This is a genomic window from Mycolicibacter virginiensis (assembly GCF_022374935.2).
GTDB classification, from domain to species: Bacteria; Actinomycetota; Actinomycetes; order Mycobacteriales; family Mycobacteriaceae; genus Mycobacterium; species Mycobacterium virginiense.
In genome coordinates, this window is the sequence record NZ_CP092430.2 from 1,620,416 (window position 1) to 1,637,830 (window position 17,415).

The 17,415-nt window shown below is 67.4% G+C and carries 16 protein-coding genes, 2 tRNA genes and 1 pseudogene; 15 read left to right on the forward strand and 4 right to left on the reverse strand.

Annotated features, from left to right (window positions below; all coding sequences use genetic code 11):
- The first annotated feature begins 89 nt into the window (after window positions 1-89).
- Genes ctaJ through MJO54_RS07955 form a run of 3 tightly spaced genes read left to right on the forward strand, consistent with a single transcriptional unit; the run spans window position 90 to window position 1,560 of the window.
- Window positions 90-272, forward strand: a complete 183-nt coding sequence (gene ctaJ / locus MJO54_RS07945) for an aa3-type cytochrome oxidase subunit CtaJ (RefSeq protein ID WP_165604519.1) — start codon at window positions 90-92, stop codon at window positions 270-272.
- Complete coding sequence (locus MJO54_RS07950; protein ID WP_046284346.1) at window positions 259-726, forward strand: DUF5130 family protein; 468 nt, start codon at window positions 259-261, stop codon at window positions 724-726. The genes ctaJ and MJO54_RS07950 overlap by 14 nt, the downstream gene beginning before the upstream one ends.
- A 39-nt stretch (window positions 727-765) precedes the next feature.
- Complete coding sequence (locus tag MJO54_RS07955; RefSeq protein ID WP_233428529.1) at window positions 766-1,560, forward strand: hypothetical protein; 795 nt, start codon at window positions 766-768, stop codon at window positions 1,558-1,560.
- Here MJO54_RS07955 and pepN read toward each other — a convergent pair whose 3' ends face one another.
- Window positions 1,561-4,125 (reverse strand): aminopeptidase N, encoded by a 2,565-nt coding sequence (pepN, locus tag MJO54_RS07960; protein ID WP_240175776.1) that lies wholly within the window; start codon window positions 4,123-4,125, stop codon window positions 1,561-1,563.
- Window positions 4,126-4,185: 60 nt separating this feature from the next.
- Here pepN and MJO54_RS07965 point away from each other — a divergent pair, with 60 nt between their 5' ends.
- From MJO54_RS07965 to MJO54_RS23825, 5 genes and pseudogenes are all read left to right on the forward strand, one after another.
- Entirely contained in the window at window positions 4,186-4,566 is a 381-nt protein-coding gene (locus MJO54_RS07965) for a DUF1304 domain-containing protein (protein WP_046284348.1), read from the forward strand.
- A 78-nt stretch (window positions 4,567-4,644) separates the two neighbouring features.
- Entirely contained in the window at window positions 4,645-5,256 is a 612-nt protein-coding gene (locus MJO54_RS07970; RefSeq protein ID WP_046284349.1) for a DsbA family oxidoreductase, read from the forward strand.
- A 41-nt stretch (window positions 5,257-5,297) separates the two neighbouring features.
- On the forward strand, window positions 5,298-5,777 hold the full coding sequence (locus MJO54_RS07975; RefSeq protein WP_046284350.1) for a ribose-5-phosphate isomerase: 480 nt from the start codon (window positions 5,298-5,300) through the stop codon (window positions 5,775-5,777).
- A 22-nt stretch (window positions 5,778-5,799) separates the two neighbouring features.
- Window positions 5,800-6,603 carry an Fpg/Nei family DNA glycosylase gene (locus MJO54_RS07980; RefSeq protein WP_240175777.1) on the forward strand — a complete coding sequence of 268 codons (804 nt, stop codon included), beginning with the start codon at window positions 5,800-5,802 and terminating at the stop codon, window positions 6,601-6,603.
- A gap of 94 nt (window positions 6,604-6,697) precedes the next feature.
- Window positions 6,698-6,940, forward strand: a pseudogene (locus MJO54_RS23825) (Mtp family mycobacterial-type pilin); the annotation flags it as partial.
- A 168-nt stretch (window positions 6,941-7,108) separates the two neighbouring features.
- On the opposite strand, the gene MJO54_RS07990 reads toward MJO54_RS23825, so the two are convergent.
- Window positions 7,109-8,332, reverse strand: a complete 1,224-nt coding sequence (locus MJO54_RS07990) for a serine hydrolase domain-containing protein (protein ID WP_046284353.1) — start codon at window positions 8,330-8,332, stop codon at window positions 7,109-7,111.
- A gap of 215 nt (window positions 8,333-8,547) precedes the next feature.
- A tRNA-Gly gene (locus MJO54_RS07995) sits at window positions 8,548-8,621 on the reverse strand.
- 136 nt (window positions 8,622-8,757) lie between these two features.
- Here MJO54_RS07995 and MJO54_RS08000 point away from each other — a divergent pair.
- From MJO54_RS08000 to clpP2, 4 genes are all read left to right on the forward strand, one after another.
- Window positions 8,758-8,834, forward strand: a tRNA-Pro gene (locus MJO54_RS08000).
- Window positions 8,835-8,891: 57 nt separating this feature from the next.
- Window positions 8,892-10,304 carry a trigger factor gene (gene tig, locus MJO54_RS08005; RefSeq protein ID WP_240175778.1) on the forward strand — a complete coding sequence of 471 codons (1,413 nt, stop codon included), beginning with the start codon at window positions 8,892-8,894 and terminating at the stop codon, window positions 10,302-10,304.
- 95 nt (window positions 10,305-10,399) lie between these two features.
- Complete coding sequence (locus MJO54_RS08010) at window positions 10,400-10,978, forward strand: ATP-dependent Clp protease proteolytic subunit (protein ID WP_240175779.1); 579 nt, start codon at window positions 10,400-10,402, stop codon at window positions 10,976-10,978.
- Window positions 10,975-11,622: an ATP-dependent CLP protease proteolytic subunit ClpP2 gene (gene clpP2, locus MJO54_RS08015; protein WP_046284355.1), complete on the forward strand. Its 648-nt coding sequence runs from the start codon at window positions 10,975-10,977 to the stop codon at window positions 11,620-11,622. Before MJO54_RS08010 ends, clpP2 begins: the two co-directional genes overlap by 4 nt.
- 31 nt (window positions 11,623-11,653) lie before the next feature.
- Here clpP2 and mmuM read toward each other — a convergent pair whose 3' ends face one another.
- Window positions 11,654-12,553 carry a homocysteine S-methyltransferase gene (gene mmuM, locus MJO54_RS08020; protein WP_240175780.1) on the reverse strand — a complete coding sequence of 300 codons (900 nt, stop codon included), beginning with the start codon at window positions 12,551-12,553 and terminating at the stop codon, window positions 11,654-11,656.
- Between the two features lie 265 nt (window positions 12,554-12,818).
- Here mmuM and clpX point away from each other — a divergent pair, with 265 nt between their 5' ends.
- From clpX to MJO54_RS08035, 3 genes are all read left to right on the forward strand, one after another.
- Window positions 12,819-14,102, forward strand: a complete 1,284-nt coding sequence (gene clpX, locus MJO54_RS08025; protein ID WP_046187626.1) for an ATP-dependent Clp protease ATP-binding subunit ClpX — start codon at window positions 12,819-12,821, stop codon at window positions 14,100-14,102.
- A gap of 271 nt (window positions 14,103-14,373) precedes the next feature.
- Window positions 14,374-16,329 carry a 2-oxoacid:acceptor oxidoreductase subunit alpha gene (locus MJO54_RS08030; protein ID WP_192830583.1) on the forward strand — a complete coding sequence of 652 codons (1,956 nt, stop codon included), beginning with the start codon at window positions 14,374-14,376 and terminating at the stop codon, window positions 16,327-16,329.
- Window positions 16,326-17,411 carry a 2-oxoacid:ferredoxin oxidoreductase subunit beta gene (locus tag MJO54_RS08035; RefSeq protein WP_046284357.1) on the forward strand — a complete coding sequence of 362 codons (1,086 nt, stop codon included), beginning with the start codon at window positions 16,326-16,328 and terminating at the stop codon, window positions 17,409-17,411. The genes MJO54_RS08030 and MJO54_RS08035 overlap by 4 nt, the downstream gene beginning before the upstream one ends.
- The last annotated feature ends 4 nt before the right edge of the window (window positions 17,412-17,415 follow it).

Below are 17,415 nucleotides of genomic sequence, written 5' to 3' on the forward strand. Positions count from 1 at the left end.
TTCCCGCACCGTTCGATCAGCGGTGGGATACCGTCTACGGCGTGAGCGTGTTGGAAACCCTCGGCATCTTCATTGGCATCCCGGCGGCAATGTTCGCGCTGCTGGCCGCCCGGACCCTGTCGCAGAAGGGGCCGCGCGCGGCCACCTATCAGATGTCGGAGCGGTGGACACACCCGCCGATCCTCTGGTCGGCGACCGACGAGGCCATTGGCGGACACGGCCACGGCAATTCCGAGTTCAGCGTGGGGGGTGGAACCAGTGGCAACTGGTGAAGTCGTAACGATCGATCCGGCAGACCTGCCGTACGGCTTTGTGGTCACCAACAGCGGACGAGTTTCGGGGGTTACCGAACCCGGCGAGGCGTCGTTGCACTACCCGTTCCCGGTCAAGGAACTGGTGGCTCTCGATGACGCGCTGACCTACGCCTCGCGCGCCACCCAGGCCCGTTTCGCCACCTACATCGGCGACCTGGGTGCTGACACCGCCGCGCGGGCCCGCGAAATTCTGGCGAAGGTGCCCACCCCCAACGACGCCGTGCTGATCGCGGTCTCGCCGGACCAGAAGGCCATTGAGGTGGTCTACGGCGCCGGCGTGGCCGGCCGCATTGCCCCGGCTGCCGCACCGCAGGGTGTGGCAGCGGCGGCTGCGGCCTTCCGCGACGGCCACCTGATCGACGGTCTGGTCAGCGCGGTGCAGGTGATCAGCGCCGGCGTCACCCCGGCCTAGCTGCTGGCTGCACGGCCGGACGATCCGTTGGTCGCGAGCGTGAACCTGCCCGGTCCACCCGCGGGACCGGAGATCGCTTCGGCGCATGCTCTTGCTGCGCCCTCTCCGGCGCACCGGGTCTGGCTGGCGAATCTCGACCGGCACGCGGTCGGACCACGAGTGGTGACCGAAATCGTGCGTGGCCAGGGCATCACGCGGGACAGCTTCCGGGCGCTGGACGTGATGGAGCAGATCACCGACCCGGATGGCAAGAGCTTTTTCGTCATCCCCCGAACAGCCGGCGGCGACGCTGTGCGGCGCGCGGTGCTGCTGACCTACTTGCTCAATGCCGGCACCGGTTACGGCCGCTGCGGTGTTCGCAGCGATTTTCCCGAGACGCCGTACGGTGCCGCCGAGATGCGACGGATCATCGACCGCCAGCGCGCGAATCGCTGGAGCTACACGGTGGTCCGGAGCATCTGCAACACCGGCGGGTGCGTGGCCGCCACCCCGAACGGGGTACTGATGGTATTGGGCGGCAATCGGATTCACGGGTCGTTCAGCCACCGCGGCGGCACCATGTGGGGCGATCTGTTCCTGGTCAACGCCACCACGCGCGCCACCGACCCCGCCGGGCGGCTGCGCCAGATCATCGAGTCAGGCCGGCTCGGCCCGGGTGGACCGGACCTGGACACGCTGCTGCATCACGAAGAGATCCATGCCCAGCAGTGGGCTGCCCTGGGGCCGGTGCGGATGCCCGCGCGCTACCTCGCCGAGGAGGCGAGGGCGCGAATCTTCGGCGGTGTCAACAGTTTCGAGAAGGACGCCGGGCTGGCAGACGGGGGATACCGCTGATCAAGCGGTATCAACGGTGCGAGCCCGCAGCGACCGCTCCACCCCGGCCCGGCCCTCGGTGACCAGCCTCCGCAGCGCCGGCGGCACCGAAGGATCGGCCAGGAAAGCGTCGGCGGCGTCCAATCCCGCCTGGCTGACATCCCACCCGGGGTACAGACCCACCACCACGGTCTGCGCCACCTCGCTGGATCGCCGCTCCCACACACCGGAAATCGCCTCGAAGTAGCGCGCGGTGAACGGCGCCAGCAGCTCGCCCTGACCGGGCTGCACGATCCCGCCGATAATCGCGCGACCAGTGATGTTGGCCAACGTGTCGTCCTCGATCACCTGCTGCCAGGCCGCTTCCTTGACCGCGGCCTGTGGTCGGGCCGCCGAAGCCTGGGCACCCTGGCGTTGGCCGGCCGCGGTGGGGTCACGCTGGATCTCGGCGTCGATCGCCGCAGAGTCCAGCGCACCGCCGCGGGCCAGCGCCACCACGATCCGCCAACGCAGGTCGGTGTCGACGGCTAGCCCGGCCAGCCCCTGGGCGGCCGGGTCGGCGTCCAACAGCGCGGCCAGCACCGTGGTGTGCCGCTCTGCGAGCACCGAGGTGCACAGCGCGTTGACATAGGCCAGCTGGTGATCCGAACCGGGGTCGGCCTCGCGGGCCAACTCCAGCAGCCGGTCGGCGAACGCCGGCCACCCCTGCTCGGCGGCCCAGGCCGGATCGGCGTAGAACCCCAGCGCGGTCTGCGCCTGCAGCAGCAACCGCGAGGCGACGCCAACCTCGGTTTCGGCGCCGATGCCGCGTTGCACCAGCGCCAGGAAGTCCCGGGCGCGCAGCTCGGCTTCGCGGGTCATCTCCCAGGCCGCCGACCACACCAGCGTGCGCGGTAACGGCTCGGCGATGTCGGCGATGCGTTCCGTCGCGGCGGCCAGTGACTGCGGGTCCAGTCGCATGGCGCAGTAGGTCAGGTCGTCGTCATTGACCAGGATCAGCTTTCCGCGCGAAACCCCTACCAGGCCAGGCACTTCCGTACTGGGCCCGTCGATGTCGAGCTCCTCGCGGTGTACCCGCACCAACCCGCCGGAACCGGAGGGGTCGTCGTCGTAGATGCCGATGGCCAACCGGTGCACCCGCGTCTCACCGGCACCCGGGGCAGCGCCGCCCTGCGTCACCGCGAACCGGGTGAACCGGCCGTCGCCGTCGACGTCGAAATCCGCCCGCAGCGTGTTCAGGCCGGTGGTCTTGAGCCACTGCCGGCCCCAGTCGGACAGATCCCGGCCGGACGCCTTCTCCAGGGCCGCCAGCAGGTCGTCAAAGGTGGCGTTGTCAAAGGCGTGCGCGGCGAAGTAGTCGCGCAGGCCGGCCAGGAAGTGCTCCAGCCCGACGTAGGCCACCAACTGTTTGAGCACCGAAGCGCCCTTGGCGTAAGTGATTCCGTCGAAGTTCACCTCCACGGCGGCCAGGTCGGGGATGTCGGCGGCGATCGGGTGCGTCGACGGCAGCTGGTCCTGGCGGTAGGCCCAGGACTTCTCCGCGTTCGCGAACGTGGTCCAGGCGCTGGTGTATTCGGTTGCCTCGCTTTGGCACAGCACCGAGGCGAATGTCGCGAACGACTCGTTGAGCCACAGGTCGTCCCACCAGCGCATGGTGACCAGGTCGCCGAACCACATGTGCGCCATCTCGTGGAGCACGGTCTCGGCCCGGCGCTCATAGGACGCCCGGGTCACTTTGCTGCGAAAGACGTAGTCCTCCAGGAACGTCACCGCTCCGGCGTTCTCCATAGCGCCGGCATTGAACTCCGGCACGAACAGCTGGTCATACTTGCCGAAGGCATACGGCACGCCGAAGTTGCTGTGGTAGAAGCCGAATCCCTGCTTGGTCTCGGTGAACAGCCGCTCGGCGTCCATGTGCTCGGCCAGCGAAGCCCGGCAGAACAGGCCCAGCGGGATCTCACTGTGTTCGTCGCGGTAGACGTCATCCCAACGGGCATACGGTCCGGCGATCAGCGCCACCAGATACGTGCTCATCTTCGGGGTGGTCTCGAAGGTGTGCACGCCGTCGTGCACGGAGCTCGTGGCGCCGTTGGAGATCACCTGCCAGTGCGACGGCGCGGTGACGGTGACGTCGAAGGTGGCCTTGAGGTCTGGCTGGTCGAAGCAGGCGAACATCCGCTTGGCGTCGGCGGTTTCGAACTGCGAGTACAGGTACACCTCATCGTCGACCGGGTCGACGAAGCGGTGCAGACCTTCGCCGGTGTTGGAGTAATAGCACTGCGCGTCGATCTCGACGGTGTTGTGCTCGGCCAGGCCGCTCAGTGTGACGCCGACCGACTCGTCGTAGGCCGAGACGTCGAGGGCGCGGCCGTTGAGGGTGGCGCTGTGGATCGTCTCGGCGGCGATGTCGATGACGGTGTCGCTGCCGGCCAGCGCGTCGAAGGTGACGGTGGTGGTGGAGCGGAAGGTGCGCTCGCCCGGTTTGCCGCTGCCATCGGTCAGGTCCAGGGCGATCCGGTAGTTGACGACGGTGACCGAAGCGGCCCGTTCGGCGGCCTGGTCGCGGGTGAGGTTAGGAAGTGCCACGCCCGCCTACAGTAGCCGCCGGACCGTGCGGGCGGGCGCCGGACCGAGTTTAATGAGGCCATGCTCATCGCCGGTCTGACCTTCGCCGCGCTGGCCGCGGTGTTGCACGTCTACATCTTCGCGCTCGAGTCGCTGAGTTGGACCTCACCGCGCACCCGTGCCGTCTTCGGCACCACCGCAGAGGAGGCCGAGACCACCAAGGCGCTGGCCTTCAACCAAGGTTTCTACAACCTGTTCCTGGCCATCGTCACCGTGGTGGGTATCGCCGCGGTTTCGTTGGACCACAACACCGTTGGGCTTGCGCTGATCTTCGCGGGTGTCGGGTCCATGCTGGCCGCGGCGCTGGTTCTGGTGACGTCGTCGCCCGACAAGGCCCGCGCCGCCGTCGTCCAGGGCGCTTTCCCGGCGATCGCGGTCGCGCTGCTGGCCTTGAGCCTGTAACCGCGCGGTGGGCATAGATGTGTTCGGTGCCGCGTTAGACCTTCCAAACGTGTCAGTTGTTGGCTGAGAGGATCGCCCATGCCCGTGAAATCGCACGCCGAGCTCTGGTTCGACCCGCTGTGCCCGTGGTGCTGGATCACCTCCCGGTGGATCCTGGAGGTGGAGAAGGTCCGTGACGTCGATGTCACCTTCCACGTGATGAGTTTGGCCGTGCTCAACGAGGGGCGCGACGACCTTCCCGAGCAGTACCGCGAGGGCCTCAAGCACGCGTGGGGCCCGGTGCGGGTGGCGATCGCCGCGGAGCAGTTGCGCGGCAACGAGATCCTGCGGCCGCTGTATACCGCGATGGGGACCCGGATCCACAACCAGAACAACAAGGACTTTCCCGACGTCATCGCCGGTGCGCTGGCCGAGGTGGGCCTGCCGGCTGAATTGGCCGACGCCGCCACCAGCGACGCCTACGACGAGGCGCTGCGCGCCAGCCACCACGCCGGGATGGACGCCGTCGGCCCGGACGTCGGGACGCCGACCATCCACGTCAACGGGGTGGCGTTCTTCGGTCCGGTGCTGTCTCGGATTCCCCGCGGCGAGCAGGCGGGAGAGCTGTGGGACGCATCGGTGACCTTCGCCTCCTACCCGCACTTCTGGGAGCTCAAGCGCACCCGGGGCGAGGCGCCCGAGTTCGACTGACGGCTGGCGGGGGAGCAGACCGGGTCTGAGACAATGACGCCATGCGCGTCTACCTCGGCTGCGACCACGCCGGCTACGAACTCAAAGAAACGATCGTCGAGCACCTGAAGAAGGCCGGCCATGAGCCGGTCGACTGCGGGGCCTTCAGCTACGACGCCGAGGACGACTACCCGGCGTTCTGCATCGCTGCGGCGGCCCGCACAGTGGCCGACCCCGACAGCCTCGGAATCGTGATCGGCGGGTCCGGCAACGGTGAGCAGATCGCGGCCAACAAGGTGCCCGGGGCGCGTTGTGCGCTGGCCTGGAGCACCGAAACCGCGCAGCTGGCCCGCGAACACAACAATGCCCAGCTGATCGGCATCGGCGGCCGGATGCACAGCACCGCCGAAGCGCTCGCGATCGTCGACGCGTTTCTGAGCACTCCGTGGTCGGAGGCCGAGCGTCATCAGCGGCGCATCGACATCCTGGCGGCCTACGAGCGCAACCACGAGGCACCTCCGGTGCCCGGCGCGCCGGCCTGACCCGAGCACAGACTGGCCTGACATGCCGGAGGGGCACATCCTGCACCGGCTGGCCCGGCTCCATCAGCGCCGCTTCAAAGGGGAACCGGTCGCGGTGTCCAGTCCGCAAGGCCGCTTCGAATCCGGCGCCGCCCTAGTCGACGGACAGCCACTGCTGCGCGCCGAGGCGTGGGGCAAGCACCTGTTCCACCACTACGGGCGTGGGCCGATCGTGCACGTGCACCTGGGGATCTACGGCCACTTCACCGAGTTCGAGATCGCTGACGGCGGCCTGCCCGAACCGGTCGGTCAGGTACGGATGCGGATGGTGGGCGCCGAGTTCGGCACCGACCTGCGCGGTCCGGCCGCGTGTGAGGTGGTCGACGAGGCCCAAGTCGCCGACGTGATCGCGCGGCTGGGACCCGATCCGTTGCGCGGTGACGCCGACCCTTCGCTGGCCTTCAAGCGAATTGCCAAGTCCCGCAAGTCTATTGCTGCGCTGCTGATGGACCAGTCGGTGCTGGCCGGGGTCGGCAACGTCTACCGCAGCGAGGTGCTGTTCCGGCGCCGGATCGACCCCTACCGGCCCGGCGTGCAGATCGGCGAAGCGGACTTCGCCGAGATCTGGGCCGACTTGGTGGCGCTGATGAAGGTCGGGCTGCGGCGCGGCAGCATCGTCGTCGTCCGACCCGAGGATGACCACGGCGCTCCGGCGTACGCGGCAGGGAAGCCGCGTACCTACGTCTACCGGCGCGCCGGCGACCCGTGCCGGGTGTGCGGGACTGCCGTGCGGACCGCTGAACTAGAGGGCCGCAATGTGTTCTGGTGTCCGTCCTGCCAGTCCTGATGTCCAGATCGGCCAGTCAACTCCCGGCGAAAGCCCATGATTTCCAATCGGTTTAGGCGTTTCGGTGGTGGGTGACGCGGCTATAACCGACCGCATGGAATCGCTCAGCAGAATTTCCGCTGCCACCTTTGCCATTGCCGCAGGTACGGGGTTGACCGGCCTCGGTGTCGCCGCCCAAGTCCAGGCCCTGCCGGCACCGATGCCGGCCTACCACTGGTGTCCCGGTCAGATCTGGGACTCGGCGTGGGGCATGAACTGGGAGAAGAACGAATGCCACGACGATCACCATCGTGATCGGGATGGCAATGACCACAGTCGCGACTTCCGAGGCGATCAGCGCGGACCCGGCGGAATCAACCAACACGGCCCGCAGGGACCGCACCCACAACCACCCCATGGCCCACAGGGACCCGGTGGGCCCCAGCACCCCGGTGGCTACGACCACCCGGGTAGCCCAGGTCAGCCCGGGACCGGCCCCCGCTGACCTGCGGCAGCGGGCCGCACCTCAGTCGTCGTAGACCGTTTCGCGCCGGGGGCGAATCGCCACCCCGAGCGCCCGGTAGATCTCGTTGGACAACACGACGCTGCGCGGGTCGGCATTGGCCTGGGTGTGGTCGAACCGGTTCATCACATAGCCGTAGCCGATCCGGTGCTCCAGATCGGCGAACGCGAACGACCCGCCGAGGCCACCGTGGCCGAAGATCCGCCGGTTGGGCCCGTTGACGCCCTGGGCGTTGAGCATGTAGCCCATGCCCCAGCCGTGCTCGGCGACGCGGGGCCCGAGCACCAGGTCGGTTTCGGTACCGCCCTGCAGTACCCGCAGGCGGTCCATGGCGGCCCGGCTGAGCAGCTTCTCCTGTACGAGGCCGTTGTAGAACGTGGCCATGCCCAGGGCGGAGACCTGGGCGTTGGTGCCGGGGAATTCCAGTTGGCGCCAGAGCGTCAGGTCGTTGGTGGCGATCTCGTCGTCGGGGGCGAATCCCATCGCGACCGCCAGTCCCGCCTTGGGGTGGTCGTCCAGCGAGGTCGGCCGTTTCGGCGCCCCGGCCGAGGACAGCATCTCGCGGATCGTCGGCTTGCCCACCGGGTCGGCGCAGCGGTAGGGCTGCTGCTCGGCCGGCACCCCGATGTGCACCTCGGCGCCCAGCGGGCCGGCGACCTCGGTGCGCAGGTACTGGCTCACCGTCAATCCGGTCACCCGCCGCACGACCTCGCCGATGATGAAGCCGTAGGTGGTCATGTGATAGCCCTGCGCGGTGCCGGGCCGCCACCACGGTTCGGCGGCGGCCAACCGCTCGCAGACCAGATCCCAGTCGGTGACGTCACGCCAGTGCATCGGCTCGCGCGGCCCGATCGCCCCGGAACGGTGCGCCAGCACCATCGCCAGGGAGATGTCACCCTTGCCGGCCTGGCCGAACTGCGGCCAGTAGTGGGCCACCGGTACCCGCAGGTCCAATTCCCCGGCATCGGCGAGGCGGTGCACGCAGGTGCTGGTCAGGCCCTTGCTGCCCGACAGCACCGTGCTCAGGGTGTCTTCCTGCCAGGGCCGCGTGCCGTCGACGTCGGCGGAGCCGGCCCACAGATTGACGACGAGCTCGCCGTCGACATAGGCCGCTACGGCCGCGCCGAGTTCGTCGCGCTCGGTGAAGTTGCGCTCGAACTCGGACCGCACCTTCTCAAAGCGCGGGGAGCACGTCCCATGGATTTGGACGTGCCGTGTGCCGCCCATGGCGTGCCTTCCTGCTAGGGAGAATCCCCTTTCGCGGGGGCGACGGGGCGATCGGACCCGCGTAGCTTGCTTCGAAGGATAAGTCCGCGGTGACGCGTGAGTACAGCAGCCCCCGGCCCGGTTCGCATACGCCTCTGACCGGTTGCTGGTCACGAGGGGGACCCACCGTTGGAGTCCGCCGAATCGCAGGTCGGCGGACTCCAGGTGGATCCTGGTGGAGCGGGCGACGGGAATCGAACCCGCGTAGCTAGTTTGGAAGACTAGGGCTCTACCATTGAGCTACGCCCGCATGAACAGCTAGAGCGAGACTGTACCGGCGTGGCGGACCCGAAATCCAATTGCCCCGCCGTGGTGACTTCGTGGGGCGTTGGCAGCAGGTCATTGTGATCACTGATATGCCGGGCCGTAGGATCGCCTGGTCAGTGCGGGGTGTAGCGCAGCTTGGTAGCGCATCCGCTTTGGGAGCGGAAGGCCGCAGGTTCAAATCCTGTCACCCCGACCAGCAGCGCGCGCCGCACCGGCACGACCGACCACGTCAACGATATCGAGGAGTACACCCGTGAAGAGCACCGTCGAGCAGCTGACCCCGACCCGGGTTCGCATCAACGTTGAGGTGCCGTTCACCGAGCTTCAGCCGGACTTCGAGCGGACCTACAAGCAGCTGGCGCAGCAGGTGCGGATGCCGGGCTTCCGGCCGGGCAAGGCTCCGGCCAAGCTCATCGAGGCTCGTTTCGGTCGTGCCGCGGTGTTGCAGCAGGTGGTCAACGAGGCGCTGCCGAGTCGTTACAGCGAAGCCGTGACGAGCTCGGACCTCAAGCCGCTGGGTCAGCCCGACATCGAGGTCACCAAGCTCGACGACGGTGAGAACATCACCTTCACCGCCGAGGTCGACGTGCGACCGGACATCACCCTGCCCGACCTCGAGCAGCTCAAGATCACCGTGGACCCCATCGAGGTCAACGACGACGAGGTCGACGCCGAGCTCGACTCGCTGCGCGCCCGGTTCGGCACCCTGACCGGTGTCGAGCGCCCGGCCGCCAAGGGCGACTTCGTCTCCATCGACCTGGACGCCACCATCGACGGCGAGCCGGTTGAAGGCGCTGCCACCGAGGGGCTGTCGCACGAGGTCGGATCGGGTCAGCTCATCGAGGGCCTCGACGACGCCATCGTGGGACTGTCGGCCGGTGAGAGCAAGTCCTTCACCACCAAGCTGGCGGCCGGCCCGCAGGCCGGCAAGGACGCTGAGGTCACCGTCACGGTTCAGTCGGTCAAGGAGCGCGAGCTGCCGGAGGCCGACGACGAGTTCGCGCAGCTAGCCAGCGAGTACGACACCATCGGCGAACTGCGGGAGAACCTCACCGAGCAGGTGAGCCGGACCAAGCGCATCCAGCAGGCCGAGAAGGTCCGCGAGGCGACGCTGGAGACCTTGGTCGAGCAGGTCGAGATGCCACTGCCCGAGGCCGTGGTGCAGGCGCACATCGACAACGCCCTGCACAACGCGCTGCACGGTCTGGACCACGACGAGAACAAGTTCGCCGAGTCGCTGGCCGAGAAGGGCTCCTCGCGCGCCGAGTTCGACGCCGAGACCCGCAGCGAGGCCGAGAAGTCGGTGAAGACCCAGCTGCTGCTCGACGCGCTCGGCGACAAGCTGGAGATCCAGGTGGGCCAGAACGACCTCACCCAGCATCTGGTGCTGATGGCACGCCAGTACGGCATCCCGCCACAGCAGCTGGTGCAGTTCCTGCAGCAGAACAACCAGCTGCCGGCGGTCTTCGCCGACGTGCGTCGCGGCATGGCGCTGGCAGCGGCGGTGCGTGCGGCTGCGGTCAGCGACACCGCGGGCAACGAGATCGACACTGCTGAGTTCTTCGGCAGCGACGATTCAGCTGAGGCGGACGAAGCCGCCGCGGCGTTGGCCGCCGCCGAGGAAGCCGACGAGGCAGTTGAGGCCGAGGCCGCATCCGACGAGTGACGCTGTAAGCGAACGAAGCCGGTTCGGACCGCCCTGAGCCGTCCCGGTTGGTTAGGGTCGGTGCATATGAATCTCGAGAAAGCAGGTATCCCACTGTGAGCCAGCCCGGACTGAATCTCGTCGACTCGGTATACGAGCGCCTACTGCGAGAACGCATCATCTTCCTGGGGTCGCAGGTGGACGACGACATCGCCAACCGGCTGTGCGCTCAGATCCTGCTGTTGGCGGCCGAGGACCCGACCAGGGACATCTCGCTCTACATCAACTCCCCGGGCGGTTCGATCAGCGCGGGGATGGCGATCTACGACACCATGGTCCTGGCGCCGTGTGACGTCGCCACCTACGCGATGGGCATGGCCGCCTCGATGGGCGAGTTCCTGCTCGCGGCGGGCACCAAGGGCAAGCGCTACGCCCTGCCGCACGCTCGGATCCTGATGCACCAGCCGTTGGGCGGGGTGACCGGTAGCGCCGCCGACATCGCCATCCAGGCCGAGCAGTTCGCGGTCATCAAGAAGGAGATGTTCCGGCTCAACGCCGAGTTCACCGGGCAGTCCATCGAGCGCATCGAGGCCGACTCCGACCGCGACCGCTGGTTCACTGCCCAGGAAGCCCTGGAATACGGCTTCGTCGATCACATCATCACCAGCGCCCACGTCAACGGAGCCGCATCATGAACCCCGAAACCTTGCGAGCCATCGCACCGCAGGCGCGCTACATCCTGCCGTCGTTCGTGGAGCACTCCAGCTGGGGCGTCAAGGAATCGAACCCGTACAACAAGCTGTTCGAGGAGCGCATCATCTTCCTCGGCGTGCAGGTCGACGACGCCTCGGCTAACGACATCATGGCCCAGTTGCTGGTGCTGGAGTCGTTGGACCCCGACCGCGACATCACCATGTACATCAACTCCCCGGGTGGTTCGTTCACCTCGCTGATGGCGATCTACGACACCATGCAGTACGTGCGGGCCGACATCCAGACCGTATGCCTGGGTCAGGCCGCGTCGGCTGCGGCGGTGCTGCTGGCGGCGGGCACGCCCGGCAAGCGGATGGCGCTGCCCAACGCCCGGGTGCTGATCCACCAGCCGTCGCTGTCCGGAGTGATCCAGGGCCAGTTCTCGGACCTGGAGATCCAGGCCGCCGAGATCGAGCGGATGCGGACCCTGATGGAGTCCACCCTGGCCCGCCACACCGGTAAGGACGCCGAGCAGGTCCGCAAGGACACCGACCGCGACAAGATCCTCACCGCGGCCGAGGCCAAGGAGTACGGGATCATCGACACCGTGCTGGAATACCGCAAGCTGTCGGCGCAAACCGCCTGATCTTGCTTTGACTCTGCGTCCACCAGGCGGGTTACTCGAACTTCTGTCTGGTGGACGCAGAGTCAACGGCGGTAATCGCGCGGATGTCGGCGGGGCGAATCCGGCAGCAGCCGCCCACAATGCGTGCTCCGGCGGCCACCCACTGCTTTGCCAACGCCGCCGCAAACGTCTTGGGCCCCACCCAACGCCCGGCTCGCCATTGCTCCCCGCTGTTGGGGTAGACGATCACCGGCTTACCGGTGACTTCGCGGGCGATCTCGATCGCCGCCAGTACGTCGCCCGGGGCGCAGCAGTTGACTCCCACCGCGACGATCTGTGGCACCCCGGCGGCCACCGCGAACGCCTCCGCGAGCGGCTGTCCGGCGCGGGTTTCCCCGCCGTCGATCGTGTAACTGAGCCACGCCGGCACATGGGCAGCTTGGACCAGACCCACCAGGGCCGCCGCCTCATCGAGGTCCGGCACCGTCTCCAATGCGAGCAGATCGGCGCCGGCGTCGGCCAGGACCTCCAACCGAGGCCGGTGCCACGCCGCCAGCTGTGCGACCGAAAGTCCGTACCGGCCGCGGTATTCCGAGCCGTCGGCGCGGGCGGCGCCGTAGGGGCCGACCGAGGCGGCAACCCAACGCTCAGGCGCGCCGCCGGCGGCTTGGCGGGCCAGGTCCACACTGCGGCGCAACAACCCGGCGGCCGCCTGGCGGTCGATCCCGCGGGCGGCGAACCCCTCGAAGCTTGCCTGGTAGCTGGCGGTGGTCGCGATCTGCGCGCCGGCGGCGAAGAAGGCCGCGTGCACGGCCGCAATGTCTTGGGGCGCCTCAATGAGCAACCGGGCAGACCACAGCGGGTCGGAGAGGTCGGCCCCGCGGGCTTCCAGTTCCGTCGCCAGCCCCCCATCGGCGACGAGCACGGTATCGTCGGGCACGGCGAACCCCACGTTTGCCACTCTAGAGCTGGAAAGGCTCCGCCCGTCGCACAGTCGGGTAACGCCCCCGAAACGCTCACGCCACGCCAGCGCGTCACACGCCGGCTGCGGCGCCTTGGGCTATATCTTCGTGGAGCAGGCAGACGGAGCCCGTGATGAATACCAACGACGCGATTCGGCCTTATCGGTCGCCTCGCACCGGAATGAACGGGTAGCGTCGGAGCAGACACCGGCCCCCGACGACAGACGGCGAACAGGAAGTAGGTCCTAACGCACTATGGCGCGCATTGGAGACGGCGGGGACCTGCTGAAGTGTTCGTTCTGTGGCAAGAGCCAGAAGCAGGTCAAGAAGCTCATCGCAGGTCCGGGCGTCTACATCTGCGATGAGTGCATCGACCTGTGCAACGAGATCATCGAAGAGGAGTTGGCCGACGCCGACGACGTGAAGCTCGATGAACTGCCCAAGCCTGCGGAGATCCGGGAGTTCCTGGAGGGCTACGTCATCGGCCAGGACACGGCCAAGCGCACGCTCGCGGTGGCCGTCTACAACCACTACAAGCGCATCCAGGCCGGCGAGAAGAGCCGGGACTCGCGTTCCGGTGAGCCGGTTGAGCTGACCAAGTCCAACATCTTGATGCTCGGGCCCACTGGCTGCGGCAAGACCTACCTGGCCCAGACCCTGGCCAAGATGCTCAACGTGCCGTTCGCGATCGCCGACGCCACCGCGCTCACCGAAGCGGGCTACGTGGGTGAGGACGTCGAGAACATTCTGCTCAAGCTGATTCAAGCGGCCGACTATGACGTCAAGCGCGCCGAGACCGGCATCGTCTACATCGACGAGGTCGACAAGATCGCCCGCAAGAGCGAGAACCCGTCGATCACCCGCGACGTCTCCGGCGAGGGCGTGCAACAGGCACTGCTGAAGATCCTGGAGGGCACTCAGGCCTCGGTTCCGCCGCAGGGCGGCCGCAAGCACCCGCACCAGGAATTCATCCAGATCGACACCACCAACGTGTTGTTCATCGTCGCCGGTGCGTTCGCCGGGTTGGAGAAGATCGTCTCGGATCGGGTTGGCAAGCGGGGCTTGGGTTTTGGCGCCGAAGTCCGGTCCAAGGCCGAGATCGACACCACCGACCACTTCGCCGAGGTCATGCCCGAGGACCTGATCAAGTTCGGTCTGATCCCCGAGTTCATCGGCCGGTTGCCGGTGGTGGCCTCGGTGACCAACCTCGACATGGAGTCGTTGGTCAAGATCCTGTCGGAGCCTAAGAACGCGCTCGTCAAGCAGTACACCCGGCTGTTCGAGATGGACGGGGTGGAGCTGGAGTTCAGCCAGGACGCGCTGGAGGCCATCGCGGATCAGGCGATCCACCGTGGCACCGGTGCGCGCGGTCTGCGGGCGATCATGGAAGAAGTCCTGCTGCCGGTCATGTACGACATCCCGAGCCGCAACGACGTCGCCAAGGTCGTCGTGACCAAGGAAACGGTGCAGGACAACGTGTTGCCGACCATCGTGCCGCGCAAGGCGTCCCGCGGCGAGCGTCGCGACAAGAGCGCCTGATCCGGGGCGGCGCTCGTCGCCGCGCAAAGTTACTCGCCAGTACCGAACTTCTCTTAGAGTTGGCGCGCGGGTGAACGTGATGAAAACCACATTTCCGGCTCAAGTTGACCTCGAACCCCGGTGTGACATCGACATTTAACACTGAGTAACCCGAATTTCGACACGGTGTGGCGTCGTATGGTCTATAAGAGCGGTGCAATAATCGGTACTGCCAGTGACAGAAAAACTTGTGGGTGCGCCAGCCGTGCTGCGCGGGCCCGGGTGGACAGTGATGGAAGGCGGGGCCGTGGGGCCGAGTGGTAACGGAGTCGGGTCGGCACCCGGTCGCCAAAAACTCGAGAAAGTCGTCATCCGTTTCGCCGGTGACTCCGGCGACGGCATGCAGCTCACCGGCGATCGTTTCACCTCTGAAGCGGCCCTGTTCGGCAACGACCTGGCTACTCAGCCGAACTACCCGGCCGAGATCCGCGCACCTCAGGGCACCCTGCCCGGTGTGTCGTCGTTCCAGATCCAGATCGCCGACTTCGACATCCTCACCGCCGGTGACCGCCCCGACGTGTTGGTGGCGATGAACCCGGCGGCGCTGAAGGCCAACATCGGCGACCTGCCGCGCGGCGGCATGGTGATCGTCAACTCCGACGAGTTCACCAAGCGCAACCTGGCCAAGATCGGCTACGAGACCAACCCGCTGGAGACCGAGGAACTCTCGGACTACGTCGTGGTCCCGGTCGCGATGACCTCCCTGACCCTGGGGGCGGTCGAGGCGATCGGCGCTACCAAGAAGGACGGCGCCCGGGCCAAGAACATGTTCGCCCTCGGCCTGCTGTCCTGGATGTACGGCCGGGAGCTGGAGAGCAGCGAGCGCTTCATCAAGGAGAAGTTCGCCAAGAAGCCTGACGTGGCCGACGCCAACGTCCTGGCACTGAAGGCGGGCTGGAACTACGGCGAGACCACCGAGGCGTTCGGTACCACCTACGAGATCGCCCCGGCCAAGCTGCCGGCGGGCGAGTACCGCCAGATCTCGGGCAACACCGCAATGGCCTACGGCGTGATCGTCGCCGGCCAGCTGGCCGACACCCAGGTGGTGCTGGGGACCTACCCGATCACCCCGGCTTCGGACATCCTGCACGAGCTGTCGAAGTACAAGAACTTCAACGTGCTGACCTTCCAGGCCGAGGACGAGATCGCCGGCATCGGTGCCGCGATCGGCGCCTCCTACGGCGGTGCGCTGGGTGTCACGAGCACCTCCGGTCCCGGCTTGGCGCTCAAGGCCGAGGCGCTGGGCCTGGCCGTGATGACCGAGCTGCCGCTGCTGCTGATCAACGTCCAGCGCGGCGGTCCGTCCACCGGCCTGCCCACCAAGACCGAGCAGGCCGACCTGATGCAGGCGCTCTACGGACGCAACGGTGAGTCGCCGGTGGCGGTTGTGGCGCCGTGCACGCCGTCGGACTGCTTCGACGCGGCCATCGAGGCCGTCCGGATCGCGGTGACCTACCGCACCCCGGTGGTGCTGCTCTCCGACGGCGCGATCGCCAATGGTTCGGAGCCGTGGCGTATCCCGGATGTTGCCGCGATGGCGCCCATCGACCAAAACCTGGCTAAGGCCGGCGAGGACTTCGCGCCGTACGCACGCGACCCGGAGACCCTGGCCCGCCAGTTCGCCATCCCCGGCACCCCGGGCCTGGAGCACCGGATCGGTGGCCTGGAGAAGGCCAACGGCTCCGGGGCGATCTCCTACGAGCCGGCCAACCACGACCTGATGGTTCGGCTGCGGCAGGCCAAGATCGACGGCATCAAGGTTCCGGACCTGGTCGTCGACGACCCGTCCGGGGACGCCGAGCTGCTGATGCTGGGCTGGGGCAGTTCCTACGGTCCGATCGCCGAGGCCTGCCGGCGGGTCCGGCGTGGCGGTGTCAAGGTCGCGCAGGCGCACCTGCGCAACCTCAACCCGCTGCCGGCCAACCTGGGTGAGGTGCTGCGGCGCTACCCCAAGGTGGTGCTGCCGGAGATGAACCTGGGCCAGTTGGCGCTGCTGCTGCGGGGCCGCTACCTGGTCGACATCCAGTCGGTGACCAAGGTGACCGGCCAGGCATTCCTGGCCGACGAGGTCGAGGGGATCATCGACGACGCGCTGGCCGGCACGCTGGCCGACCGGGAGAACGAGAAGGCGTCGCTGGCCAGGGCCGCGGCGGTCACCATTGTGGGTACAGCAGGAGCGAATTCATGACCACCACCGAAGCTGTCGGCTCGCTCGTCGGAACCGATCTGGGACTGACCGCGCTGAGCGGGGTCCCCACCACCGACGAGCCGCAGAAGTCCAAGGACTTCACCTCCGACCAGGAGGTGCGCTGGTGCCCGGGTTGTGGCGACTACGCCATCCTCAACTCCGTCCGCAACTTCCTGCCCGAGCTGGGGGTGCGGCGGGAGAACGTGGTGTTCATCAGCGGGATCGGCTGCTCGAGCCGCTTCCCGTACTACATGAACACCTACGGCGTGCACTCGATCCACGGCCGTGGCCCGACGTTCGCCACCGGGCTGGCGACCGCCCGCGAAGACCTGAAGGTCTTCCTGATCACCGGTGACGGCGACGCGCTGTCGATCGGCGGCAACCACCTGATCCACACGCTGCGACGCAACGTCAACATCACCATCCTGCTGTTCAACAACCGGATCTACGGCCTGACCAAGGGCCAGTACTCGCCGACGTCGGAGACCGGCAAGGTCACCAAGTCGACGCCCTACGGTTCGCTGGACAACCCGTTCAACCCGATCTCGCTGGCCCTCGGAGCCGAGGCCACCTTCGTTGGGCGTGCCCTGGACTCCGACCGCAAGGGCCTCACCGAGGTCCTGCAAGGTGCGATGGAGCACCGTGGCTCGGCGCTGGTGGAGATCCTGCAGGACTGCCCGGTGTTCAATGACGGCTCCTTCGACCTGCTGCGCAAGGAAGGTGCGGAAAGCCGCATCATCAATGTCCGGCACGGCGAGCGCATCGTGTTCGGTGCCGAGGGGGAGTACTGCGTCATCAAGTCCGGTTTCGGGCTCGAAGTCGCCAAGACCGCCGACGTCTCGGCCGACCAGATCGTGGTGCACGACGCCACCCAGGCCGACTCCTCGTACGCCTTCGCGCTGTCGCGGCTCTCGGAGCAGGACCTGTCGCACTTCCCGATGGGCATTTTCCGCAAGGTCAGCAAGCCCACCTACGACGACCTGGCTCGCGCGCAGGTCGCCGAGGCTCGGCAGTCGACCGCCAACGACACCGCCGCACTCCAGGCGCTGCTGCGTGGTCGCGACACCTGGACTGTCGACTGACGTC